Annotated in this window: 28 protein-coding genes, 3 pseudogenes and 1 riboswitch; of the genes and pseudogenes, 9 read left to right on the top strand and 22 right to left on the bottom strand. The window is 35.8% G+C overall.

Translation table 11 applies throughout. From position 1 onward, the window contains the following. Positions 1-222: 222 nt before the first annotated feature. Positions 223-1224 carry a potassium channel family protein gene (locus JCM13188_RS08785; protein ID WP_054753510.1) on the top strand — a complete coding sequence of 334 codons (1002 nt, stop codon included), beginning with the start codon at positions 223-225 and terminating at the stop codon, positions 1222-1224. Here the strand turns inward: JCM13188_RS08785 and JCM13188_RS08790 are convergent. From JCM13188_RS08790 to yugI, 5 genes and pseudogenes are all read right to left on the bottom strand, one after another. Beyond that, positions 1213-1620: a YugN family protein gene (locus JCM13188_RS08790; protein ID WP_054753512.1), complete on the bottom strand. Its 408-nt coding sequence runs from the start codon at positions 1618-1620 to the stop codon at positions 1213-1215. The two genes, JCM13188_RS08785 and JCM13188_RS08790, sit on opposite strands and share 12 nt — an antisense overlap. Before the next feature lie 68 nt (positions 1621-1688). Then, on the bottom strand, positions 1689-1991 hold the full coding sequence (locus JCM13188_RS08795; protein ID WP_279401617.1) for a hypothetical protein: 303 nt from the start codon (positions 1989-1991) through the stop codon (positions 1689-1691). Positions 1992-2102: 111 nt separating this feature from the next. Beyond that, positions 2103-3080, bottom strand: coding sequence for an AraC family transcriptional regulator (locus JCM13188_RS08800; protein ID WP_369404918.1), 978 nt, complete (start codon positions 3078-3080; stop codon positions 2103-2105). Between the two features lie 33 nt (positions 3081-3113). Further along, a pseudogene (locus JCM13188_RS08805) lies at positions 3114-4276 on the bottom strand (iron-containing alcohol dehydrogenase). A gap of 140 nt (positions 4277-4416) precedes the next feature. Next, positions 4417-4800 (bottom strand): S1 domain-containing post-transcriptional regulator GSP13, encoded by a 384-nt coding sequence (gene yugI, locus JCM13188_RS08810; RefSeq protein ID WP_054753516.1) that lies wholly within the window; start codon positions 4798-4800, stop codon positions 4417-4419. A gap of 284 nt (positions 4801-5084) precedes the next feature. On the opposite strand from yugI, the gene JCM13188_RS08815 reads away from it, so the two are divergent. Next, on the top strand, positions 5085-6248 hold the full coding sequence (locus JCM13188_RS08815; RefSeq protein ID WP_054753517.1) for a MalY/PatB family protein: 1164 nt from the start codon (positions 5085-5087) through the stop codon (positions 6246-6248). A gap of 114 nt (positions 6249-6362) precedes the next feature. On the opposite strand, the gene JCM13188_RS08820 is transcribed toward JCM13188_RS08815, so the two are convergent. From JCM13188_RS08820 to ribD, 5 genes and pseudogenes are all read right to left on the bottom strand, one after another. After that, positions 6363-6941: a superoxide dismutase family protein gene (locus tag JCM13188_RS08820; RefSeq protein WP_279401618.1), complete on the bottom strand. Its 579-nt coding sequence runs from the start codon at positions 6939-6941 to the stop codon at positions 6363-6365. A gap of 549 nt (positions 6942-7490) precedes the next feature. After that, positions 7491-7950 (bottom strand): annotated as a pseudogene (gene ribH, locus JCM13188_RS08830) (6,7-dimethyl-8-ribityllumazine synthase). A 16-nt stretch (positions 7951-7966) separates the two neighbouring features. Next, positions 7967-9153 (bottom strand): annotated as a pseudogene (locus tag JCM13188_RS08835) (bifunctional 3,4-dihydroxy-2-butanone-4-phosphate synthase/GTP cyclohydrolase II). Positions 9154-9179: 26 nt separating this feature from the next. Beyond that, positions 9180-9830 carry a riboflavin synthase gene (gene ribE / locus JCM13188_RS08840; RefSeq protein WP_054753521.1) on the bottom strand — a complete coding sequence of 217 codons (651 nt, stop codon included), beginning with the start codon at positions 9828-9830 and terminating at the stop codon, positions 9180-9182. Then, entirely contained in the window at positions 9830-10933 is a 1104-nt protein-coding gene (gene ribD / locus JCM13188_RS08845; RefSeq protein WP_054753523.1) for a bifunctional diaminohydroxyphosphoribosylaminopyrimidine deaminase/5-amino-6-(5-phosphoribosylamino)uracil reductase RibD, read from the bottom strand. Before ribD ends, ribE begins: the two co-directional genes overlap by 1 nt. 36 nt (positions 10934-10969) lie before the next feature. Beyond that, positions 10970-11108, bottom strand: a riboswitch (FMN riboswitch). A 581-nt stretch (positions 11109-11689) separates the two neighbouring features. Between ribD and JCM13188_RS08850 the strand changes: the two genes are divergently transcribed. From JCM13188_RS08850 to JCM13188_RS18700, 6 genes are read left to right on the top strand one after another with little or no spacing between them, the layout of a single operon-like run. Then, on the top strand, positions 11690-11902 hold the full coding sequence (locus JCM13188_RS08850; protein ID WP_054753525.1) for a hypothetical protein: 213 nt from the start codon (positions 11690-11692) through the stop codon (positions 11900-11902). Between the two features lies 1 nt (position 11903). Next, a complete protein-coding gene (locus JCM13188_RS20775) occupies positions 11904-12053 on the top strand; it encodes a response regulator transcription factor (RefSeq protein WP_369404924.1) in 150 nt (49 codons plus the stop codon). A gap of 21 nt (positions 12054-12074) precedes the next feature. Further along, positions 12075-12320, top strand: coding sequence for an EAL domain-containing protein (locus JCM13188_RS08855; protein WP_054753527.1), 246 nt, complete (start codon positions 12075-12077; stop codon positions 12318-12320). Positions 12321-12322: 2 nt separating this feature from the next. Continuing rightward, entirely contained in the window at positions 12323-12772 is a 450-nt protein-coding gene (locus tag JCM13188_RS08860) for an EAL domain-containing protein (protein ID WP_054753528.1), read from the top strand. Positions 12773-12783: 11 nt separating this feature from the next. Further along, positions 12784-13323 carry a PilZ domain-containing protein gene (locus JCM13188_RS08865; protein ID WP_054753530.1) on the top strand — a complete coding sequence of 180 codons (540 nt, stop codon included), beginning with the start codon at positions 12784-12786 and terminating at the stop codon, positions 13321-13323. A gap of 19 nt (positions 13324-13342) precedes the next feature. After that, on the top strand, positions 13343-13474 hold the full coding sequence (locus JCM13188_RS18700; RefSeq protein WP_279401619.1) for a hypothetical protein: 132 nt from the start codon (positions 13343-13345) through the stop codon (positions 13472-13474). Between the two features lie 165 nt (positions 13475-13639). Here JCM13188_RS18700 and JCM13188_RS08870 read toward each other — a convergent pair whose 3' ends face one another. After that, on the bottom strand, positions 13640-14167 hold the full coding sequence (locus JCM13188_RS08870) for an HD-GYP domain-containing protein (RefSeq protein ID WP_279401620.1): 528 nt from the start codon (positions 14165-14167) through the stop codon (positions 13640-13642). 160 nt (positions 14168-14327) lie between these two features. Here JCM13188_RS08870 and JCM13188_RS18705 point away from each other — a divergent pair, with 160 nt between their 5' ends. Next, positions 14328-14498 (top strand): hypothetical protein, encoded by a 171-nt coding sequence (locus JCM13188_RS18705; protein WP_279401621.1) that lies wholly within the window; start codon positions 14328-14330, stop codon positions 14496-14498. A gap of 20 nt (positions 14499-14518) precedes the next feature. Here the strand turns inward: JCM13188_RS18705 and JCM13188_RS18710 are convergent, their stop codons facing one another. The 11 genes from JCM13188_RS18710 to JCM13188_RS08930 form a co-directional block, all read right to left on the bottom strand. Then, positions 14519-14980 carry a Panacea domain-containing protein gene (locus JCM13188_RS18710; protein WP_279401622.1) on the bottom strand — a complete coding sequence of 154 codons (462 nt, stop codon included), beginning with the start codon at positions 14978-14980 and terminating at the stop codon, positions 14519-14521. 1206 nt (positions 14981-16186) lie between these two features. Then, entirely contained in the window at positions 16187-16930 is a 744-nt protein-coding gene (locus JCM13188_RS18715) for a M23 family metallopeptidase (protein WP_279401623.1), read from the bottom strand. 2 nt (positions 16931-16932) lie between these two features. Continuing rightward, a complete protein-coding gene (locus JCM13188_RS08895; RefSeq protein WP_054753536.1) occupies positions 16933-17358 on the bottom strand; it encodes a phage holin family protein in 426 nt (141 codons plus the stop codon). 125 nt (positions 17359-17483) lie between these two features. Further along, positions 17484-18041: a hypothetical protein gene (locus JCM13188_RS08900; RefSeq protein ID WP_054753538.1), complete on the bottom strand. Its 558-nt coding sequence runs from the start codon at positions 18039-18041 to the stop codon at positions 17484-17486. A gap of 66 nt (positions 18042-18107) precedes the next feature. After that, a complete protein-coding gene (locus JCM13188_RS18720) occupies positions 18108-18254 on the bottom strand; it encodes a hypothetical protein (RefSeq protein WP_279401624.1) in 147 nt (48 codons plus the stop codon). Positions 18255-18368: 114 nt separating this feature from the next. Next, positions 18369-18587 (bottom strand): hypothetical protein, encoded by a 219-nt coding sequence (locus JCM13188_RS08905; protein WP_054753540.1) that lies wholly within the window; start codon positions 18585-18587, stop codon positions 18369-18371. 17 nt (positions 18588-18604) lie between these two features. Next, positions 18605-18823, bottom strand: coding sequence for a hypothetical protein (locus JCM13188_RS08910; RefSeq protein WP_054753542.1), 219 nt, complete (start codon positions 18821-18823; stop codon positions 18605-18607). Positions 18824-18979: 156 nt separating this feature from the next. Next, positions 18980-20176 (bottom strand): tail fiber domain-containing protein, encoded by a 1197-nt coding sequence (locus JCM13188_RS08915; RefSeq protein WP_279401625.1) that lies wholly within the window; start codon positions 20174-20176, stop codon positions 18980-18982. After that, on the bottom strand, positions 20122-20469 hold the full coding sequence (locus tag JCM13188_RS08920) for a hypothetical protein (protein ID WP_054753546.1): 348 nt from the start codon (positions 20467-20469) through the stop codon (positions 20122-20124). The genes JCM13188_RS08915 and JCM13188_RS08920 overlap by 55 nt, the downstream gene beginning before the upstream one ends. Beyond that, positions 20447-21184, bottom strand: coding sequence for a phage tail spike protein (locus JCM13188_RS08925; RefSeq protein WP_054753548.1), 738 nt, complete (start codon positions 21182-21184; stop codon positions 20447-20449). The genes JCM13188_RS08920 and JCM13188_RS08925 overlap by 23 nt, the downstream gene beginning before the upstream one ends. Positions 21185-21194: 10 nt before the next feature. After that, positions 21195-21566 (bottom strand): hypothetical protein, encoded by a 372-nt coding sequence (locus tag JCM13188_RS08930; RefSeq protein ID WP_279401626.1) that lies wholly within the window; start codon positions 21564-21566, stop codon positions 21195-21197. Positions 21567-21574 lie beyond the last annotated feature (8 nt).

The raw sequence follows: 21574 nt of genomic DNA on the forward strand, positions 1-21574 counted from the left end.
TTTCGCTGCTAACTGTTCGCTTGCCGAGGCGATCTGTTCGCATTATCGGGCCAACTGTTCGTGTGCTGAGGAGATCTGTCCGTATTTTCGCGCTAACTGTTCGCGTGCCGAGGAGATCTGTCCGTATTTGCAGCTAATTTGTTCATATAATGTACTTGTCCCCTCGTTTAAAACACCCAAGCTATGGACAAAATGAATATAGCGTCTAGAGGGGGATCACATATGCTATATCGATTGAAGCGATGGTATTTTAAAGTTCCTCAATTTGCAAGACTATTAGGGACCATATTTATAACAATGACTCTATTCGGATACATCGTTCATATGCTTGAACCGAATGAATTTAAAACTGTTTTCGACGGAATCTGGTGGGCATTTATTACAGGTTCGACAGTTGGTTATGGAGATTACGTTCCCCAGACGACAGTAGGGCGTTTAATGGGGATTTTATTACTGCTGCTAGGCGGAGGTGTGATCACATTTTATATGGTGACATTTTCAAGAAGTACGATTTCAAGAGAAAAATCATATGAACAAGGGCGAGTTGCCTTTAAAGGACAAGATCACTATATTATTGTCGGGTGGAATGAGCGCTCACGTAGACTTATACAACTTCTGAATGAACAGTATGGGGATCAAACTTCGATTGTACTTATAGATGAATCTATCAGAAAAGACCCCATCAATGTAGCCTACGTTCACTTTATTAGACATGACCCAAGTTTAGATAATACGTGGCAAAAGGCGAATATTGAGCACGCAAAAATTATAATTACAGCAGATCAGTCAAAATATGAGCGTGATGCGGATACATACTCCATTTTAATCACAATCACGGCTCGAGGCATTAATAGCCAAGTGCCGATATTGGTTGAAATTCTAACGAGTGCTCAAAAAGCAAATGCCATCCGTGCCGGTGCATCTGAAGCCATCTGCACCAATGAATCGACGAGTACGTTATTCTTCCATGAATTAACTAGCCACCAGCAAATTCAAACGTTTGAATATGTGATGGCCTTATTATCAGACCAGGAATTTATCGTCCATAACGTCGCCGAACAATGGAAGGGTCACACGATTATTGAATTAACCTATAAAATGAAGAAGGAAGGCCTTCTTTTGCTCGGTCTTATTCGTGAAGAAAGCATTATGATGAACCCGGAACCACAAGAAGAACTGGTTGAAGGAGATCGCATTATTTTCTCTGAAAAATTAGTGCAATAGCGCTCTTTCTACCTTTTGCAAAACCTCTTCAGCTTCTTGAACATATTTGGCATCGACATCGGCATCCGGCTCTTCTGGCGCTGCGAATTGGTTAGTCATAGCGGAACGGTTGCCGCTCATACCTTCTTGATCAATACCTGATTCGAACCGGTGAGCTAACACGAATGGCTTGCCGATTCGAACCTTCGCATCACGTTCATCTAAATAGCCAATCTCCGTAGATATTGGAATACGCAGAAAAACGTATTGCTCAGTGTCTTTATCTAATTGATAGTCAAAATAAGCATGATCATAATCCCAGTTACCGCCAATCACAAAATCTAATCGCTTGAGTATATTTTCTAAATCATATAAGTCATACATTTGGTTATCTAAACCAGACTCTAATTGTTTCACGTTTATCACCTCACCCCTAGTATGTACGGTGAAAAAATAAACATGTATTTAAGAATTTGCCAAAGTATTTAAGATGCTTTATGGCGATAAATCATCACACCATTTGATACTAACGTTACTAAAACCAACACAGTACCGACTCTCACCAAGGTCCCTGATGTATCCATCAATGCAGCCCAATCTTCAATCCTGACTAAATGATTTTGATATACAATCTGAAATAGTAATGCAATCGCACAAGCACTAATACTTAGAAAAGTTAAAAGAGCCCAGCTTGAATTCTCGCGCTGTTTATAATACACCAGTGCAATAATTGGAATAAACCATGCCACCACACCCAAAATTAAACTAGCGATGTTAAAATAACCCATCACTTGCCCACCTTTTATTAAAATTTTGACCAACTTTATATTAACATAAAATTCCAATACCATAAGTTAAAAACACGTAAATTCAGAGAACCTACGTGTTTTTTTACAATCTTAGTTTTTATCTTTTATCGGAATCCACACTTCACAGCGGTAATCGTTGCTATAAGCATCGCCATCAGGATAAGCTTCAATTTCAGGTCCTTCAGCATGTTCATAGCCTGTAGATGGAAACCATTCTGAAAAGATTCGATGTGTAACATTCTGTATCGCATCTGGCATCGCACCAACGGATTCGAATACTGCCCAAGTGGCAGAGGGAATCTCTTTTTCAACTAAACCATTCATCGGTTCTTGTTCAGGTTTTTCTATCGCAATCACATACGAAAATTCCTCTAATTCAGGCGCAAATTCCATACAAATTCCTAATACACCAAGATCCCCGGCTCGCTTCTCTAGTTTTTCAACCGTGCCGTTTTCATGTGATTCTTCCCAAAATTGAGGAATCTTTTTTAAATTCTCATCACCTTTGGTTGAGGCACGAATCTCTTTACCAACAACTTTAAATCCTTCTTTTTTCACGATTTTGTAATTCATATCTTCATCCCCTTTTAATTGAATGTGAAAGGAAAGTTTTGGATAGGCTTTTAAACTTCTACCTTCTTTACGTGCTTGAGAAGGACTCATACCGTGCACACCTCGAAAAGCTCTTGAAAAGGATTCTGGCGTATCGTACCCAAACTTCAATGCCAAATCAATAATTTTATTATCACTCAAAACAAGCTCTTGAGCAGCTCGAGTCAACCTTCTTTTACGGATATATTCCGCAACGGTAATTCCGGTTAACATATGAAAAAGTCTTTGATAATGAAACTTTGATAAATAAGCAACTGCTGCAACGTCATCAATGCTTATGTGATCAATAAGATGATCTTCAATGTATTCAATGCTATCTGTCATTCGTTTAAGGCCTTCCAAGACATAACTCCCTTTCCAACTCCAATAATACTGGGTAATTAGCTTTTTATCCTGACATTCCGTGCGCTCTTTTGTCAGTTTGACTAAATCTATTTTAACATTAAAAAAACGCATGGTTTTCTCAACCATGCGTTTAGTTTATATTTTTTATAACGACATTGTTAGGATCTGTTTAACATCGTCATGATGTAAATTATTAAAGTTACCGAATGGTCCGTTTTTCATTGCGCGGTCAACCATTGTATCAATCTTTGATTCATCAATATCATAATCAGCTAAACGAGATGGTGCACCTAGAGCTGTCCAGAATTCGCTCAGACGATCAATTCCTTCAAGAGCCACTTGTTTATCTGATTTACCTGATGGATCAACACCGAATACTCTTACTGCTAACTGTTTGAAACGGGATGGATCTACATCAACATTGTGTCTCATCCAGTTAGGGAAAATAATCGCAAGCCCTCCTGCATGCGGAATATCATAAACCGCTGATACAGCGTGTTCGATATTATGAGATGCCCAGTCACCACGAGTACCCATTTGAAGCATTCCGTTAAGCGCGACTGTTCCTGCATACATAATCGTCTCGCGATATTCATATGAATCTAAGTTATTAATTAGCTTTGGTGCTGTTTCAATAACTGACTTAAGCACACCTTCACACATACGATCTTGAACAGGCGCATTGGTTGAACGATAGAAATATTGTTCAAAAATATGGCTCATCATATCGACGATACCGTAGATGGTCTGATCTTTCGGCACTGAATACGTATGAACTGGATCAAGAATCGAGAATTTAGGATAAGAGAATGGTGATCCCCATCCGTACTTCTCACTTGTTTCCCAGTTTGTAATAACGGCACCAGCATTCATTTCAGAACCTGTTGCAGCGAGGGTTAAAACGGTTCCTAGTGGCAGTGCATCTTGAGGAGTTACTTTTTTCGTAACTAAATCCCAAGCATCTCCGTCATATTTAGCCGCACTTGCGATGGTTTTTGTGGCATCGATTACACTTCCACCACCAACTGCTAGTAAGAAATCAATATTGTTTTCTTTACAGAAGTCAGCACCTTTATTAACAGTTGATAGTCGCGGATTTGGCTCCACCCCGCCAAATTCGAATACTTCATAGTCATTGTCTTTTAGCTTTTTGTCTACATTAGCAAAATTCCATTTCGTTTAATGCTTCCACCGCCGTAAACGATTAACACACGTTTAACACCGTCTGGAATTAGATTAGGTAAATTCTCTAGTTGGCCTCGACCGAATACTAATTTTGTTGGATTGTGAAAAGTGAAATTTTCCATGTCGAATGCTCCTTTCTACATCTAACTAATTGTTATTATGAAGAAAAATTTATTTTAATCAAAAAAAGTGTCTCGAGGATTCCTCTGAGACACTTCTTAATTTGAAAAACTAAGACTAAAACAAGTCTAATTTTTCTTAATTATCCACGATAAGTTTGTTCACGATCTTTAGACTGCTCAATCCATTCTTCTAGTTTATCTTTAAGAACGTTAAAGCCAGTCCCTTCATCGTTTTGCTTCTGAACAGCTTTTTTCTTAGGTTGGTTTTGAGTTTTTGGTTTGTCTTCAGTAGCGCGAATAGATAGAGAATATTTTCCACTATCTTCGTCTACGTTTAGAACTTTAACTTTTACTTCATCCCCAACGGAAAGATGTTCATTAACATCTTTAACATATCCGTGTGTAACTTCTGAAATATGAACAAGGCCTTGGACATTTTCGTCAATCGCAACAAAGGCACCATATGGTTGGATCCCTGTTACTTTGCCTTCAAGCACTTGTCCTTCTTCGATGATTTTTGACATATTATACAACTCCCGACGCTATTTCTTTTGCACAATTTTATATTTTATCACAATCTCTACTCACTTTCAATGTGTGGGGCGTGTGATCATTTACTTATATTTTCTACAATTTTTTTTTTTATAAATCATGTTTATAATTTTTTAAAACGGTTATAAATAGTAATGTAATACTTCTCGTATTCCCCCTTTGGCAAAGTGTTGGATAAGCACTTTTGCTCTTTTTTTTTGCACTTTTTTCGCATTCATCTTAAGAATTCGATAAACTTAATAGAGAGGTGAATGTTATGACATTTAATTTTGATAAAATCATTAATCGAGAAAACACGAGATCAGCTAAACTTGAATATCGTGAGGCCTTATTTGGGCGTAACGATGTACTACCGCTTTGGGTTGCCGATATGGATTTTCAATCGGTTCCAGAGCTCGAGACTGCTTTAGTAGAGCGGGCTAGACATAATTTATACGGCTACACCACTTTTGACGATGAAATTTTAAACACAATTAAAAGGTGGCTGTCTAAACGACATCAATTTGAAATCAATACGGACTTATTAACCTTTAGTCCTGGGGTTATACCTTCATTACACGCACTGGTTCAGGTATTTACAGAAGAAAACGATCAGATTGTTATTCAACCACCTGTTTACCCACCATTCTTTTCGGTTGTTAAAGCTCATAACCGTGAATTAGTGGAAAACCCGCTTATTAATAACAACGGACATTATGAAATGGATTTTGAGCATTTAGAAGAAACATTAAAAAATGGTGCAAAGGCTTTTATTTTATGTAGTCCTCATAATCCAGTTGGGCGTGTTGGAGGAGATGAGCTTCAGAAGCTAGCCGATTTATGTGTGAAATACGGCGTGTACTTATTTTCTGATGAAATTCATGCAGATATTGTGTTTGATGGCTACGAGCATATTCCTGTTGCTTCGTTAAATGACAAAATTAACGAATTAACGTTTACACTAATGGCGCCTTCTAAAACGTTTAATATTGCAGGCCTTCAGGCTTCATATGTTATTTCGCCTAATGAGGATTTGAAGAAGAAAGTAAATGAACAGTTGATGAGGCAAGGTTTTTCAATGCTTAATACGTTTGCATTTACGGCTTTAGAAACGGTTTATAAGCATGGAGAAGACTGGTTAAATGCTTTAATTCAAAAATTAGAAGACAACAAAAAGTTAATTGATGAAAAACTTGAACAGTCGTCAGCTAAGATTAAATCGGTCGACACTGAAGGTACTTATCTCGTGTGGTTAGACTTTACAAAAACGGGTCTTGAACACGATGAAATCAAGCGCAAGCTAAGTGATGAAGCTAAAGTTGGTTTAAACGATGGTAAATCCTTCGGTGATCAAGGTGAGAAGTTTATGAGAATTAATATTGCTTCTCCAAGCCAAATTATCGAAGAAGGAATCGACCGAATTATTAAAGCGTTTGAATAGATAGCCTTAGCAGAAAAAATAAAGAAATGCCCTCCCTTTCCACAGGAGTTTCAGGCATTTCTTTTTTTCATTTTAACAACTGCTCATCTACACTTCTTATAATGTAGTTCTCTATTATTTCTCTTCTTCTTTCTTTTCTACTTGATCGCCTGGGTTTTGTCCTTCTGAACGTTTTTGACCTTTGATAATTTCAGCACAGGCAACGCGGTCTCCAGAATCACCAGCAGGCTGGCTGACTCCATCATCCTGACCGGAGTGTATCACTAATGCTTTTCCATCATCTTTAAAAATCGAGCCTTTCCCATCTTGAAGTGTTGCATCTTTAATGACATATTCATAAGTTGCCGTCCCATCTGGCTTTACTTCAAGGTTAGTCATATCCCCTATATGATGACCTTCTGGATGCATCAGACCGTGTTTCTTTTCACCTTGATTACTCCAGTGGTTACCCGCAGACTCGAATGTCGGCGCTTCACATTTTGGGAATTCGTGAAGGTGTATACCATGAAAACCAGGCTCAAGGCCTTCTAAGTTAACCGTCAGTTTAACGCCTCCGGGATCCGTTTGAAACTTCGCCTTACCGATTATATCTAAATCTTGGTTTTTGATATCCGCTTCATAAATCGATTCAGCGTCTGCTTGGCAGGCAGATAATATCAAAAAACAGCCGATTCCTAAAAATAGTTTTCGCATCTATCTCACCTCATTATTCAGTTTGTAGAAAAATGAGGAATCTTAAACATGCAAAAGTCATTTTCAGAGATTTTCGTACAAAAGTCTCCAGATCGCGTAGCTATTTTAATTTCGTATGATACGTTTATAAATTTTAAACCCCCCGTTCATAAGTTTTGAATCCACGTTCAAAAACTCGGAAAACCCGTTTATAAAATTAAAACTTACGTTCATAACGAGCCGAAAGACGTTCAAAAGCACCTGAGGGTCTATAAAACAACCTAGATGAACGGGAGTCACCTAGGTTGCTGAGATTCGCGCTTGGCTTCAGGGTACTTTGATTCAAACTTCTCCTGCTCGCGCTTAGCTTTTTTATAATCATTCGCATAAATAAAACGGCCACTGTCATAAACAATAATAGTGAGATGAGGGCCGGAATATATTCGGTTTTATCTTGTGGAAAATAAAGAAATTCCATCATAGCTACATCACCTATTTCTTTGAGCTAAACTCATTATAACAGATAGGCCAAACGCATAGACAATTAGATTGTTTCATCTTTATGAAAATTTAAAGCTCTTTTACTAAATTAGCCATTTCAATCGCGCCGACTGCTGCGTCGTATCCTTTGTTGCCTGCTTTGGTGCCAGCTCGTTCAATTGCTTGCTCAATTGTATTGGTCGTGATGACGCCAAAATAACGGGTACACCCGTTTCTAAACTAGCATGTGAAACACCTTTTGCCGCTTCACTACATACATAATCAAAGTGAGGCGTTGAACCTTTAATGACCGCTCCAAGTGTAATGACAGCATCATAGTCACCAGATGCTGCTAATTTTTCGCAGCAAGCGGAATCTCAAATGCGCCAGGAACCCACGTTAACGTGATTTCATCCTCTTTGACACCATGGCGCTTAAGGCCGCCAATCGCACCATCGACTAACTTTTCAGTAATAAAATCGTTAAAACGTCCTGCTACAATCGCAATTTTCAATCCTGATCCGACTAAATTTCCTTCAATTGTTTTCATATTATTCCCCTCCGTTTTAGAATAAGTGTCCTAATTTATCGCGCTTCGTATCTAAGTATTTTTGGTTATCTTTATTGGGTGCCATTTTAAGTGGTACACGGTCAACCAATTCTAAATCGTATCCGTGAAGACCTTTAATCTTACGCGGATTATTGGTTAACAGGCGCATTTTCCTGACACCTAAATCTTCTAAAATTTGCGCTCCAATACCGTAATCTCGTAAGTCAGCTGGAAAGCCTAATTTTTCATTGGCTTCAACCGTATCATAGCCTTCTTCTTGAAGTTTATAAGCTTTTAATTTATTTAAAAGTCCTATGCCCCGGCCTTCCTGGCGCATATAAAGAAGAACTCCTTTGCCTTCTTCTTCGATTTGTTTTAAAGCTGACTCTAATTGAGGGCCGCAGTCACAACGGTGTGACCCGAAAACATCCCCAGTTAAACATTCACTATGAACTCTAACTAATGTTGGTTCCGTTGGTGTGATATCGCCTTTAACTAAAGCAATATGTTCACGACCGTCAATTTGGTTCGTGTAGGCAATCGTACGAAAATCTCCGTAAGAAGTCGGTAAACTGATTTCAACTTCACGATGAACGAGTTTTTCATGCATTCGGCGATACTTGATTAGATCTTCAATCGTAACTAGTTTAAGCCCATGCTCGTCAGCTAGCTTACGAAGTTCTGGAACTCTCGCCATCGTACCGTCTTCATTCATGATTTCACAAATCGCTCCAGCTGGCTTAGACCCTGCTAAAGTTGCTAAATCAACAGCTGCTTCAGTGTGACCTGCACGACGTAGCACGCCACCTTTTTCGCGATTAACGGAAAAATATGACCTGGTCGTTTAAACTCTGTTGGTACGACATCGTCTTCCGCTAAACGTGTAATCGTTCTTGAACGTTCATCGGCACTAATTCCAGTTGTCGTATCAACGTGGTCAATACTTACGGTAAAAGCCGTTCCATGACTATCCGTGTTAACGTCAGCCATTAAATTAAGCTGCAGCTGCTCGGCTTTCTCTTGAGTGATCGGCGCGCACAGCAATCCGCGTCCTTCACTCACCATAAAGTTTACCACTTCTGGCGTCGTATGTTCGGCTAATGCCACGAAGTCTCCTTCGTTTTCTCGGTTTTCATCATCAACGACAATGACGACCTTCCCCTGTTTTAAATCGTCAATTGCTTCTTGTATTGAATCAAACATATTTGCCCCTCCTATAACTCTCTCTATTATTGTCCCATAAAACCAGCACGGCGTATTTGTTCAACGGATATGCCTTCTGATTCACTTTCACTTGGTTTTACTAATTGATGTACATATTTGAGTAACATATCGCACTCGATATTCACTTCATCACCTTCATGCTTCGATGTTAAAATCGTTGCTTCTTGAGTATGAGGAATAAGTGAAATCGTAAACTGATTACTCTCTACGCCAAATACGGTAAGCGACGTCCCGTCAACACTGACAGAACCTTTTAACATAAAGTACTTAGCTAGTTCATCTGGCACTTCAATGTAAAAATACTCGGCGTTATCTTTACTCTCACGTTTAACAATTTTTCCGACCCCATCGACGTGACCTGATACGAAATGCCCTCCAAAGCGGCCATTTGCTGGCATCGCCCGTTCAAGATTCACTTTTGAACCTTCTTGTAAGCTTTTTAATGCTGTATGATGGAAGGTCTCTGGCATGATATCTGTGTCAAAAGTTGTATCTGTGTAGTTAGTTACCGTTAAGCAAACACCGTTAACTGAAATGCTGTCGCCTAACTGAACATCTTGGGTGATTTTTTCAACTTCAATTGTAAGTTGTAGCGACTCAGCACCTTGTGTCATTTGTTTAATGGTGCCTACTTCTTCAACAATACCTGTAAACATTATGAATCCTCCTCTTCGTGAGGCTTTGCGATTATTTTAAGATCTTGACCAATTGTTTCAACGGAGTCGAATTCGATTTGGATCGAATCTTTAACTTCATCGAAACCTAATTGATTATAAAAAGATTTACTCATGGCTCCCCCGATTAATTTCGGCGCCATGTAGACATGTATTTCATTGAATAATTGATTTTGGATAAAAGCTGAATGAATCGTTGAACCACCTTCAACATAAAGGCTCATGAGCTTCTCCTCAGCCATTTGACCCAAAAGCAACTCTAAATCGATTTGGTCAGAGTTCTGCCTCCAAACCTGAACATGACTAATTTCATTCAATGCTTTTTCTTTATTAGTATTTGCTTCTTTTCCGCAAACTACTATGGTATTTGAATCATCATTTGTTAAAAGCTTTGCTTCTAATGGAATAGATAAATGTGTATCGAGGACGATACGTGTAGGGTTCATACCTCCGCGGGGCAAACGGGTGGTTAATAGAGGATCATCTCGTAACACCGTCTCACTACCGACTAAAATGGCGTCATGTCTGTGACGATTATGATGAACGTCTAATCTTGATTGATCACTTGTAATCCATTTACTATCACCACTATTAGCTGTCATTTTTCCATCTAGGGAAACAGCTGTTTTAAGCGTGATATATGGACGTTTTGTTTTCATAAAATGAAAAAACATTTTGTTTATATCTTGAGCTTCTTGTTCTAAAATCCCAGCTTCAACATCAATGTCCTCACTACGAATCCACTCAACCCCGCCACCAGCAACTTTCGGGTTCGGGTCAAGCGTTGCAACGTAGACCTTTTTAATCCCAGCGTCTATAATCGCTTTAGCGCACGGAGGCGTTTTGCCATAATGTGCGCAAGGCTCTAACGTCACGTAAATCTCCGCATCTTTAGCGAGTTCACCGGCTTGCTTGAGGGCAAACACTTCGGCATGTGGTTCACCAGACTTCATATGTGTACCTGTACCCACTACCTTGCCGTCTTTAACAACGACCGCACCAACTGACGGATTCGGCCGCGTTTGACCTATGGTAAGTCTCGCGAGTTCTAAGGCATGATGCATGAAAAAATACTTATCTCTCAATCGTTAACCCCCTTTTTCTTATACACGGTTAACGATCCGATCCTTCTCCCATCCAGACTTTCACTGTCGGTTCTAGTTTTTCACTAGATCAGCCGCAAAAAGCGGGTCGCGGACTTAGAATGGTTCTCCATTCATCACCACCGGTCGGGATTTTCACCCAGCCCCGAAGAATCAGTATTCAGATTTATTAATACTGAACACGATTAAACCCTAGTCATTTCAAGGCTTCTGATAATCACCTTGACACTGTTTCAGACTATCTAAGACCAAATATTGTTCAATTTGGTCAACAGTTCGTCAACAGTTGACTACTGTAAAATATTATACATCAAGTATTTATATAACGCTATTATTTGAGTTTGCTATTTACAAAGTCATATTTTTTTCATTGACTTTTTTAAATATTATTATAACTTTAGTTGTAGCTAACTCTTGTATCCTGTATGGACGAATAAATAAATTATAGGATAGCAACTAAATTCCCTTTAAAATTTAGAGATAATTAATTTATCTAACCAGGATACAAGGGTTGGCCAAAATTTAAGAAGTAAAAACGCCAATTGATAAAGATATTTATAGATTCAAGCACCTTGGTTAAATTAGCCAAGTTTTTTTTTATGCGTTTTTACCTATAAAAATACCTTAAATGGGTGGAAAAATAACCTATTTGGGTTATTAAAATCTTTATCATATAGTGTAAGTTGTATTTATTGCATTTATCTATTCCTACAAACACATATTTCGGAGGTGCTTTTTTTGGAGTTATTAACCACAGTTAAATTTGAACAAGATGAAATTCACGATATTATAGATGCCATCAATATAGCTCTCACCCAAGAAGATCAAAATATTACGCCCACACAGAAGAGTAGATATCAACAGCTGCTGAAAGGATTTATAAACTTATCTAGTGAATGGAAAAGTGAATTAAGTAGTAAAAAAAAAAACGTTAACACAAAGAGAATATGAAATTTTTAATTTACTTCTCTCTGGACTCTCAACGAAAGAAATTGCTGATAAAACCTATTCATCAAAGAATACAATTAATACACACATCAAGAGTATTTATAAGAAGCTAAACGTCCATAGCAAAGTCGAACTAATTTTGTATTACGGTTAAATTCAGAAGGTGTGTTTCAATATGAAGGAAGAAATTCGTGAAAAAGATATTTATCATTTGTATCAACCTATTTATGATCTTAATAAGTTTGAAGTGATTGGATATGAAGCACTACTAAGAACTACTCAAAGTGATAACCCTGAACAAGTATTTAAAGAAGCAAAAAAAGAAGGTTACTTATACTGGTTAGATACGGTATCTATCCAGAAAGCTATACATAAATTTATAAGAACCAAAGAATATAGACAAGATCATTACCTTTTTTAAATGTGTACCCATCAACCCTTATTAACCCAAACTTTTTAGAATTTATAGATGAATTTTCAAATCTTAACCTTAACATAACATTAGAAATTAATGAGTCTGAGGCTGTTGAAGATATAAAAGAATTAGTTTTACAAAGTGATTATCTAAAAAACCGAAACATTCTTCTTGCCATTGACGATGTAGGAAAGGGCAGTTCAGAGCTAGTAAAAATTATAGAATTACATCCAGAAATTATTAAAATTGATGCTAACATAACCCAAGCTTTTAATCATTCAAAAGAGAAAACATTATTGATTAAGTTACTAATCAAGTACTGTAAAGAGCTACAAATCAGGCTAATCTTAGAAGGAATTGAAGAAATCGATACTCTATTTTCTATACGTGATAACGGAGCAGTTTATGGACAAGGTTACTTATTAGGGAGACCTTCTAATTTAACTTTACTAAATTAAAGGAGAAAATTATGAAATACGTTATTTTCTATGAATTAATTATTATAATTGCTTCTCTGTTATTCATAATGAAATTATTAAAAAAGAATAAGATAAGGTTGAAACAAATAAATTTACTTCAGCATGAATTAAAATCTAATACCAATAAGCCAGTTACTAATTCAGTCATCAACAATCGGAGAGGTGATTATAGAGTTAATGTTCATCACGAGCCAATCGAATTAACGTTCTTACACAGTCAGCATCAAAATTTAAACAAATTAGCCGGAAAGAAAATGCATGGTTACATTAAAGATATAAGTATAAGTGGGATTAAGATAGTAAGTGAGTATAACCTACCTATAAGTTCCAACATTCTTGTTGAATCATATTTTTCTATAAATGGAGAAGAGTTCAATATTAGAGCACTATTATTGCGTAAAGAAGAGCATATAAAAGAATCACTTATAACGTATGGTTTGCATTTTGAGGATTTGAATTATGAAATTGAGAAAAGACTTGCCGTTTGTTTGCATAAACTAGAAGCTAGTAGGCGCAACAGTATAAGTTAATGACGAAAGGTGATCAAAAGTGGACTTGCAACAAAAATATGATAAACATGCTTTAATCACTCAGATATTAGAAGTAGCTTGCCAGCTTAAATATGATAGCCAGTATTCCAAAGATAAAGCTGTTGAAGATTTAGAAAAAAAAAAATTGTGAAAGTAATTGAAGAGGAAAAATAACCCCTAGTTTGGGGTTGTTTTTATAGTATATCTGTTGGATTATCTAATTTCTTAAATATATTCTCCATGAACGTTGAATCAAAACTATCATACCAGGAGTCAGGTAATTCAATTTCTATTAGTAACGAGATAAAATCTTGAACTAAATTACCATCAAATTCTTTCCAGGAGCATCTTTCCAACTCATCAAATGCCTCTCTATAAGACATTTTGTTAATTTATAATCTCTCATGTCATAGGTCATGGCATCAAAAGAGTCACATACCCTTATAATCCTACCTTGGATAGAAATTTCCTCACCCATTAACCTGCGTGGATACCCAGTACCATCCCAATTCTCATGATGATCTCTTATAAATTCAGCTGCTCGCGTCTTTCCAAGTTCTTTTCTCACAATCAAATTACCAACATGACTATGACTTTGAAGAATTGTCCATTCTAGTCCAGTTAATTTATCTTTCTTAAATAACACTTCTTTGCTGATGCCTATTTTACCAATGTCGTGTAGTAATGAAGCAATATGTAAATCTTCATCGTAGACGCCAACTTTTTTTGCTAGCATCGAAGATAGATACATCACTCTTAATGAATGATGTTTAAATCGTTGTAACACCTCGTTATCTTGTGCAATTTCATTAAACAATGAATCTGGGGTTCTTTTCTTAGACACTAATTTCACCTCTACCACTTTATATCTCAACTTACATATTATTTATTTCGACAAAAAGTGATAGGATTTTAATGACTTGTTTATAATTTGAAAACTCAATTAAATTTTTAACACTAATCTTCTTTTAATCTCGATTCTAGAGTTAGGAGGTGATATTTTAATGGATTACATTTTTGAAGGTCATTTAGTGACTCAAGAAACATGGGAGTATTATTGGTATTATGAGGATTGGGATTTGTATATAGACAATTCCAAACCAAAACGGAGTTATGTTAATGAAACTAATGAATTATGCAGGAGTTTAACAAACGAAATTGCAGATATATTTTAAGGAGAGTCATATGACTCTCCTTATTTCACAATATCATGATAACTTATAATTAAATCATCAGTTATTTCTCTATTAAACCCTTCTCTGTACACCCGTTGCCACGGGCCACCTACTTTATGAGTTTTTCTAACAAGATTAAACGGTTTTTCTTGTCCATATTCACTTAATACACTTAAAATACATTCAGTAGCCACCAACCCATGCTCAGATAAGGACAATTTAATAAATGACGGAGTGGCCACAACTTCATTTGGTTTAATAATAAATGATTCATCTTCTTGGTAATCAATCACTGAAGAACCATGAACAGTAAACTTATTAAATACGCTTTCCACCACAGGTCCATATTTATAAGATACAATTGGTTCTTCAAATAACTTTTCACCAGTTTTCTTTAAAAATTCAGCATAACAATAATATAAAATTTTTGGAGTTTTAAATGTGACATTGGTACTACAGACAAATAAATTTTGAAATATCATATGCAGTTAATTCTCTATCGCTTGTTACCAGGTCTAAAAACTCTTCCTTGTTTTGCGTAAATATAACATCTTCAAAAAATTTATCTTTTCAAAAACAGAATCTAAGGAAGTTGAATCAGTAGATAATTTATGAATCCCAAATTGCATATCTCCACATTTTTTTCTTTATTTTATGAAGAAGTTCATTTATTTCCTGTTTATCCAATTTTACATCTGAAGAATAGTGCCAGCCTATTCTACGCCCGCGTCTATAGTGACTCATAATTAACATAAAATGAAAAGCCAAATGTCACACCTCCTTAAATGCATCTTTATGTATACTAGCAGATTTTATGTATTCTTGCTTGTGTTTTTCGTGTGAATCATAATTAGTTTGAAAATCTTCTGGTAACCATATTTGCAACTCCCAGGGGTAAAACTTATTGTTATTACCATAAAAATATATATGTGTAGCTTTATATTCCCCTTTTGAAGAGTCTATATACTTTATTTTATAAAACTTTTTAATTATCCTGCACATTTTTTTAAATTCTTCACATTCATGATCAAAACCTTCTAAAGAAATCCTAAATCCTAATAAATCATTCAAACATTTATTTAATGGTATTTTTCCATTTTCTCTCTTCCCATTATTATAATGACCTAATTTATATATAATAGATTCCGGTTGTTTTACTCTCAGCCTAAAGTCTAAATCATTATAAATATAATCTAGATCAAGTTCTACAGTTAAAAATTCAAGCTCATTTAAATATTGACGTAGATTATATAAATAACCAGGTATTATTGAGTATGCGTCCTCATCTCCTACATTTTTTTTAATATATCATTAACTTTCGTTCTTTTTAGATTTATATCACTACCTGTTAAAGATTCATTAGAAAAATCGCTATGTATACTGGATATCTCCAAAATAATTTCACACAATTTATATATATCATATTTTATGACGCTGGTGTCTTTAGGAATTATGTCTTCGACCATTTTTAATTGTATCATTTTACCACCATATTAATATTCATTACATTTTATAATACAAAAGAATTAGTAAACCTTCAAACATAACTGTTTACAATATATAATTTGTATCGGCATAATTAATGAATTTTTAAGTAAAAAGCCCCTCAATCTGAGGGGCTTTTGAGACGGGACAATGTTTGTGATCAGTCCACGATATTAGCATTTACTGCCGTGAGTCATTTATACCTAGAAGTTACCCTTGTTTAATCTTCTTTGAAGTTCTTTAACCACTAGGCTTGGATCGCTGATTACACCATCAATTGGTGTACCTAAATATTTCTGAAGTTCGCTAACCGTTTCAGGTCCTAAGTAGCCATCAACGGTAGCACCAATTTTACGTTGCAAGGTTCTAATCACCAAACTTCCGCCTTGGCTAAACGTAATACCACTGACAATCATTTTAGTTACATCATTTTTTAATTGATCACTAATGATACCATCTTCTACAGTACCTAAGGCTTTTTGAAGAGCTCTCGTTGTTTTAGTGCCCCACTTACCATCAACTTTTAAATTAGGTGAATATAAGTTTTTACCTAAATATTTCTCTGGATCCACTGCATGAGTTTTATTAATGTTCCAGTTTCCTTTATGCAATTCAAAGTGTAAATGTTGGCCAAATGAATGACCGGTATTACCCATGACACCAATAACTTGTCCTTGCTTAACTTTGTCACCTACAGAAACTTTACGTGAACCATCACGCATATGAGCATAAACAGATTCCCATGTATCACCATTAATTTTGTGTTCGATCATAACACACTGACCGTAAGAATCTGATTCGTAAGAACGAGTTACTTTTCCATTAGCTACCGCCTTAATTTCGTGGTAACCGGGTTGCGCGAAATCAGTACCATGATGGTCTGGTCTGGAATTTGACCTAAACTCACTCGTTACTCTTTTGACGGTTGGATAAATAAATGTTGCCATGATTATCGACGCTCCTTATCTGAGAATTCCTCGCGCATTTCCTGGGTTACACTTTTGTTATCTTCATTAATGCTATTCAATTTGTCAGCTAATCCTGGTGGTAATAAGACACCTACTGCTGCTAAGTTTTCTATAATACTTAAACCTTCATTCGCAATATAAAAAAGCACAGTCGCATACGTGACTGCACCATTCAAACCTAATATTTGATCAACCACATTGGCCAAAATAATTACAACTAAAATGAGTAATTTTCTAGCGTAGCCAAATAGTGACTTTCTAGACCACAAGTTATCATTTTTCAGAGCTTTAAAAATACCTGTGATAATATCCAGTGCCATTAATAATAGTAACAAGTGTAGAAATTTCACTTCTCCAAACAAATAAAAATGTGCTGCTTCTAAATAAGACAAATTAACACTTCCCATCTTTGTTTCATCTCCTTAATAATCATAAGTTTGACCTCCCTTTAATTTTGGTCATTAAAAAAGAGAGGTTAGTCACCTCTCGTAATACCAACAATAAACCCGTTATTGGCTTAAAAATAAAATATTTAATTATTTATTGTCCTACTTACTTTGCCAACCCAATTTATTACTTCTTGTAAATCAACTTCAGTGTTCCAAAAAGTGAGATATCCCGCAGTAAGTTGTCGGAATTTATCTGTCTCTTCTATTCCTGAAATTCCACCAGATTCAGAATCAGAAACAATTAAATCTACATAATTTTTACTAACAGATGTTGTAGCCCAATCATCCATTCGCTCTTCAAAATGTTCATAATCATTTCTAATCTTCCTTAACATTTCTGGTGGTTCAATTAGTTCTGGATTTCTATCATGAATTATTTTTGCTCTTTCCTTTGATCTTTCTTTATCCTTCGGTCTAGAGCTTGTAGCATCCTTGTCTAATATTCTTACTATTACCATTGCTTGATTAATTACAGAAGTTGCATAATGGATTACCATTGAGGGCGTACTATTTTTCAAAGCGTGTTGCAATTGTACTACGCATTCATTCATCCATTCTTTGCGGATTTGTATTTCTTGTTCATATAAACGCATGATTCTATCTAGTTCATTAGGGTTGTTCGGAAAATATTTATTGTCCATATAACCACCCCTCCATTTTATTTCTATTGTATATTAAGAGGTGTCTTTCTTCATAGTGTCTAATTACTATCTTGACTTAGGTTTATGTTCATTAATCACTTTCCAAACATAATTAGTATAAGTCTTCAATTCTCTTGCAATGTCAACTTGCCTCATCCCAAATTCATGCATCCTTAAAATCTTTTCCTTCTTAGTCATCTTCTCATACAACACATCAATGACCTCCTTAAATTAATTTATATAAATTATATACAACTAAATAATTTTTCGTAAGTAATTGAAGTGTTGTGTTTAATAGTTGTGATTGTATATTGGGGGCAACATAAATTAAGCGGTTAATTCTTCAATCAGTTTATCTTTAACTAGTTTTTGTAGCTCTTCTACACCTGCATTCGCCTCATACTCTTCATTTGAAACAGGTACATAACCATTAATGTTGATTTGATTATTTGAATCGACACCCCTAAAGTGGATATGAATTTTTGACTCGTTTCTTGTGTTAACAAATTGTACATTGTTTATTTTCACATCAAGGTTTTTAATCATAAATATCACATCCTTCCCTATCCCTTTAAAATTTTATGTGCTTTACTTAAAACACTTGGTGCTACTTTTATCCCTTCTAATTCATCTAAAGATATTAACTGTAATTGAACTTCCACATGTTGATTTAAAAGTTCATCAATGTCTTGTTTAAATTGGTCTAATTTATTTTCTTTTATTTTGACCTTTCCATTGTCTAATTCACTTTCCTTATACTTCTCAACAATTTTGGACCGCAATTTTTGGGCTGTTTCGAATTCCTCACCGACATGCCTTAAGTTTTTTGCAATTTAAAAGCTACCTTTACTGGTAGTTCCTTTTCTCCCAATAAAGATAGCCCATCATGCAATAGAAATATGTCGTTTACAGTTACTTTCAATTTAGTTACCTCCTACTTAAGATGCTTCTTCTAAAAGCTTCACGCGCTCTTTTAAAGTTTGATTTTCAAACTCTAATTCTTCTAATCGACTATCGTATTCGTCAAATTTAACTTTCATCACAACATGATGTAGCGCACTTATTCGGTCGTAGTGTATACCTTCTGGTTCAGCCCATTCATACACTTCACCATTCGGTTCAAAATAAGGATTTCCATTTTCATCATAGTCTTTGAATTTAACAAGCCTAGGCTCAATAGGAGCTAAATCATCCGCAATATAACCATAATAACCGTATTGATCTGGATCCGCATTTGCCTTCGACTGATACCAAACAGGTTGTGCTTTCTCAAAAAAATTAAAAGCGTATTCTTCTTTTAAAGGCTCAATATTCTTCTTGTACTTTCTTGCAGATGTTGAACGAATCAAATGATAGGCCCCACTAATATACGCGTTAGGACTAGATGAAGTGGTGTAACTACTCAAACCAGGTAATCGTAATGAAACGTTATTGTCTGAGCCAATGTTAGCCCTCATATCAACTACTCTATTACTACTTCCGCCACCAACGGCATTAAAGCTAATCCAACCATTGTTCATCTCATTAGCAAATGTAACATCGTTAGAAGATGAATTAGGATAACCAAAATAACCACTACGACCATTCGTTTTTCCTGCTTTGTAAAATTCTATATAAAAGTGGTCTCTTCCATCTAATTGCAAACCTGGACCATTACTTTGCATGATGTGATTACCATAAGAATAGATTTCATCTGAATCAATGTTGATTCTTCCACCGCGATTTCTAATATTGAAAAAGTAACCACTGTGATAATTTACAAATCCTAAAAACGCCTCACCTAAGCCTTCGTGAAATGTCCCTAAAATAAACTCTTCTGATGTGTTTGGCTCAAAATAAATACTAGATGGATTCGCACCTTGGAAAGTATATTCATCCGTTACAATGGCTAGGCGATCATTGTTATTGCTATCTCTAACAATCAATCCTTCATTATTCAAGTGGATGCTGGTATGTCCACTACCTGCGTTTTGAACAATCTCAGAACCTTCTATATAAACACCGTAGATTTCACCAGCGTTAATAGTACCAATATTGGATGATATTGCACTCAATGCATCTGCGACAATTTGACTTGCCACTACAACACCAGTGTAAACGCCATTTTCATCAATATACGTACCTGTCCATTCCAAGTACCAGCACTCGCAATCTGATCATCTGTTAATTGACCTGATAACCAGTCAACGTTTAATGTTCCATCACTATTAAAAACGCTAGCTCGATTCCAAACATCTTGGTTCATTTCAACCGTATTTTTGATAGGATTGTAATTATCATAAGCGTATTGTTCTGCGTTTGATTGAGCTTCTTGAGCCTGTGTAAAAGCGTATGATGTACTGTCTGTATAAATAGAATCATCTTTACTATCAATCTGTGTTTTTTCATACGTGTAATCCGCTAGTTCATCTTGACCAATTAAATGCAATTTGCTTCTGTAACCCTCGCCAAATTGACATAACTTCTTCTTGAGTAAATTCAATATAATCACCTAGGACAATTTTAGTTCTAGCATTTTCTTTTATACTTCCTTCAGATGTATGAACTCTAGCTTCTAGATATAAAGCAGGGGTAAATTTTTCATCTTTAACTCGAACGGTATCTCCAATGAATACTTGTTGTCCTAATTTGTTAGATAGTGTAGCGATGTCAGTATTATATTCGATTGTGGCATTCACTCGTTTTTCTAACTCGTTTTCAGTTAAAGTATCCAACCGTTCTTGAGTCATATTTTGATCAGACGATTGAGGATGATAGACCGCATATAAATGTTGCAAGTTTCCGTTTCCGTCTGGTACACCCCAACGTTTTAAAGCATCTTGATCTTCTATGAGTGTCGTTTTGACATTGCCATCTATATCAGGTGGACTAACGCCCAGTAGTGCCGTTACGACATTAGTTGATTTACTTTTTCGTTCAATGCCTAATAGGTTTTGGCCAAACGTTACTTCAAAGCCTCTCCACCTTCCAATACGTTCAATCATGTCTACATATCTAACAACCTTGCCATTTTCAATGGCGATTCGAAATTGTAATTCGAGATTAAATTCACTGGCAATTCTTTTTAAAAAGCTGTATGGATTAGTATGCTCTTCTATTTTGAATGACCGTAAGGTGTATGAGCTATTTCCCCAACATTCCAACCTGTATCTTTTAATGTTTCAGTAACATGAAAGGTAGCTGTTTCAGCCGTTGTTTCTTGAGGATTGATAATTTTGCCTTTTTTAATCGTAAATAACTAGCAGATGACCATACGTGGATATCATGACTACCATTTTGATTAAGTCTTTCGATATGCTCGTCAATAATAAATTCCGCATAGCCAACCTTTTTATCTGGAATCACAATACGGTTTTGATCTTGTATATGTTTTGAAAAATCCTTATTAGAAAAAGTAGTAAATTCAAAGGTGTCACTATTGGTATTTAAATCTATTCGTCGGTTATCACGCCAATAATTTCTCTCAGTAATAAAAGACAAAATGCTGCCTGTTTGCTTATCAGCTAAATGAATGAGTGATGGCAACATAGCTC

Origin of the sequence: Piscibacillus salipiscarius JCM 13188 (assembly GCF_001311865.1) — a bacterium.
GTDB classification, from domain to species: domain Bacteria; phylum Bacillota; class Bacilli; order Bacillales; family Alkalibacillaceae; genus Piscibacillus; species Piscibacillus salipiscarius.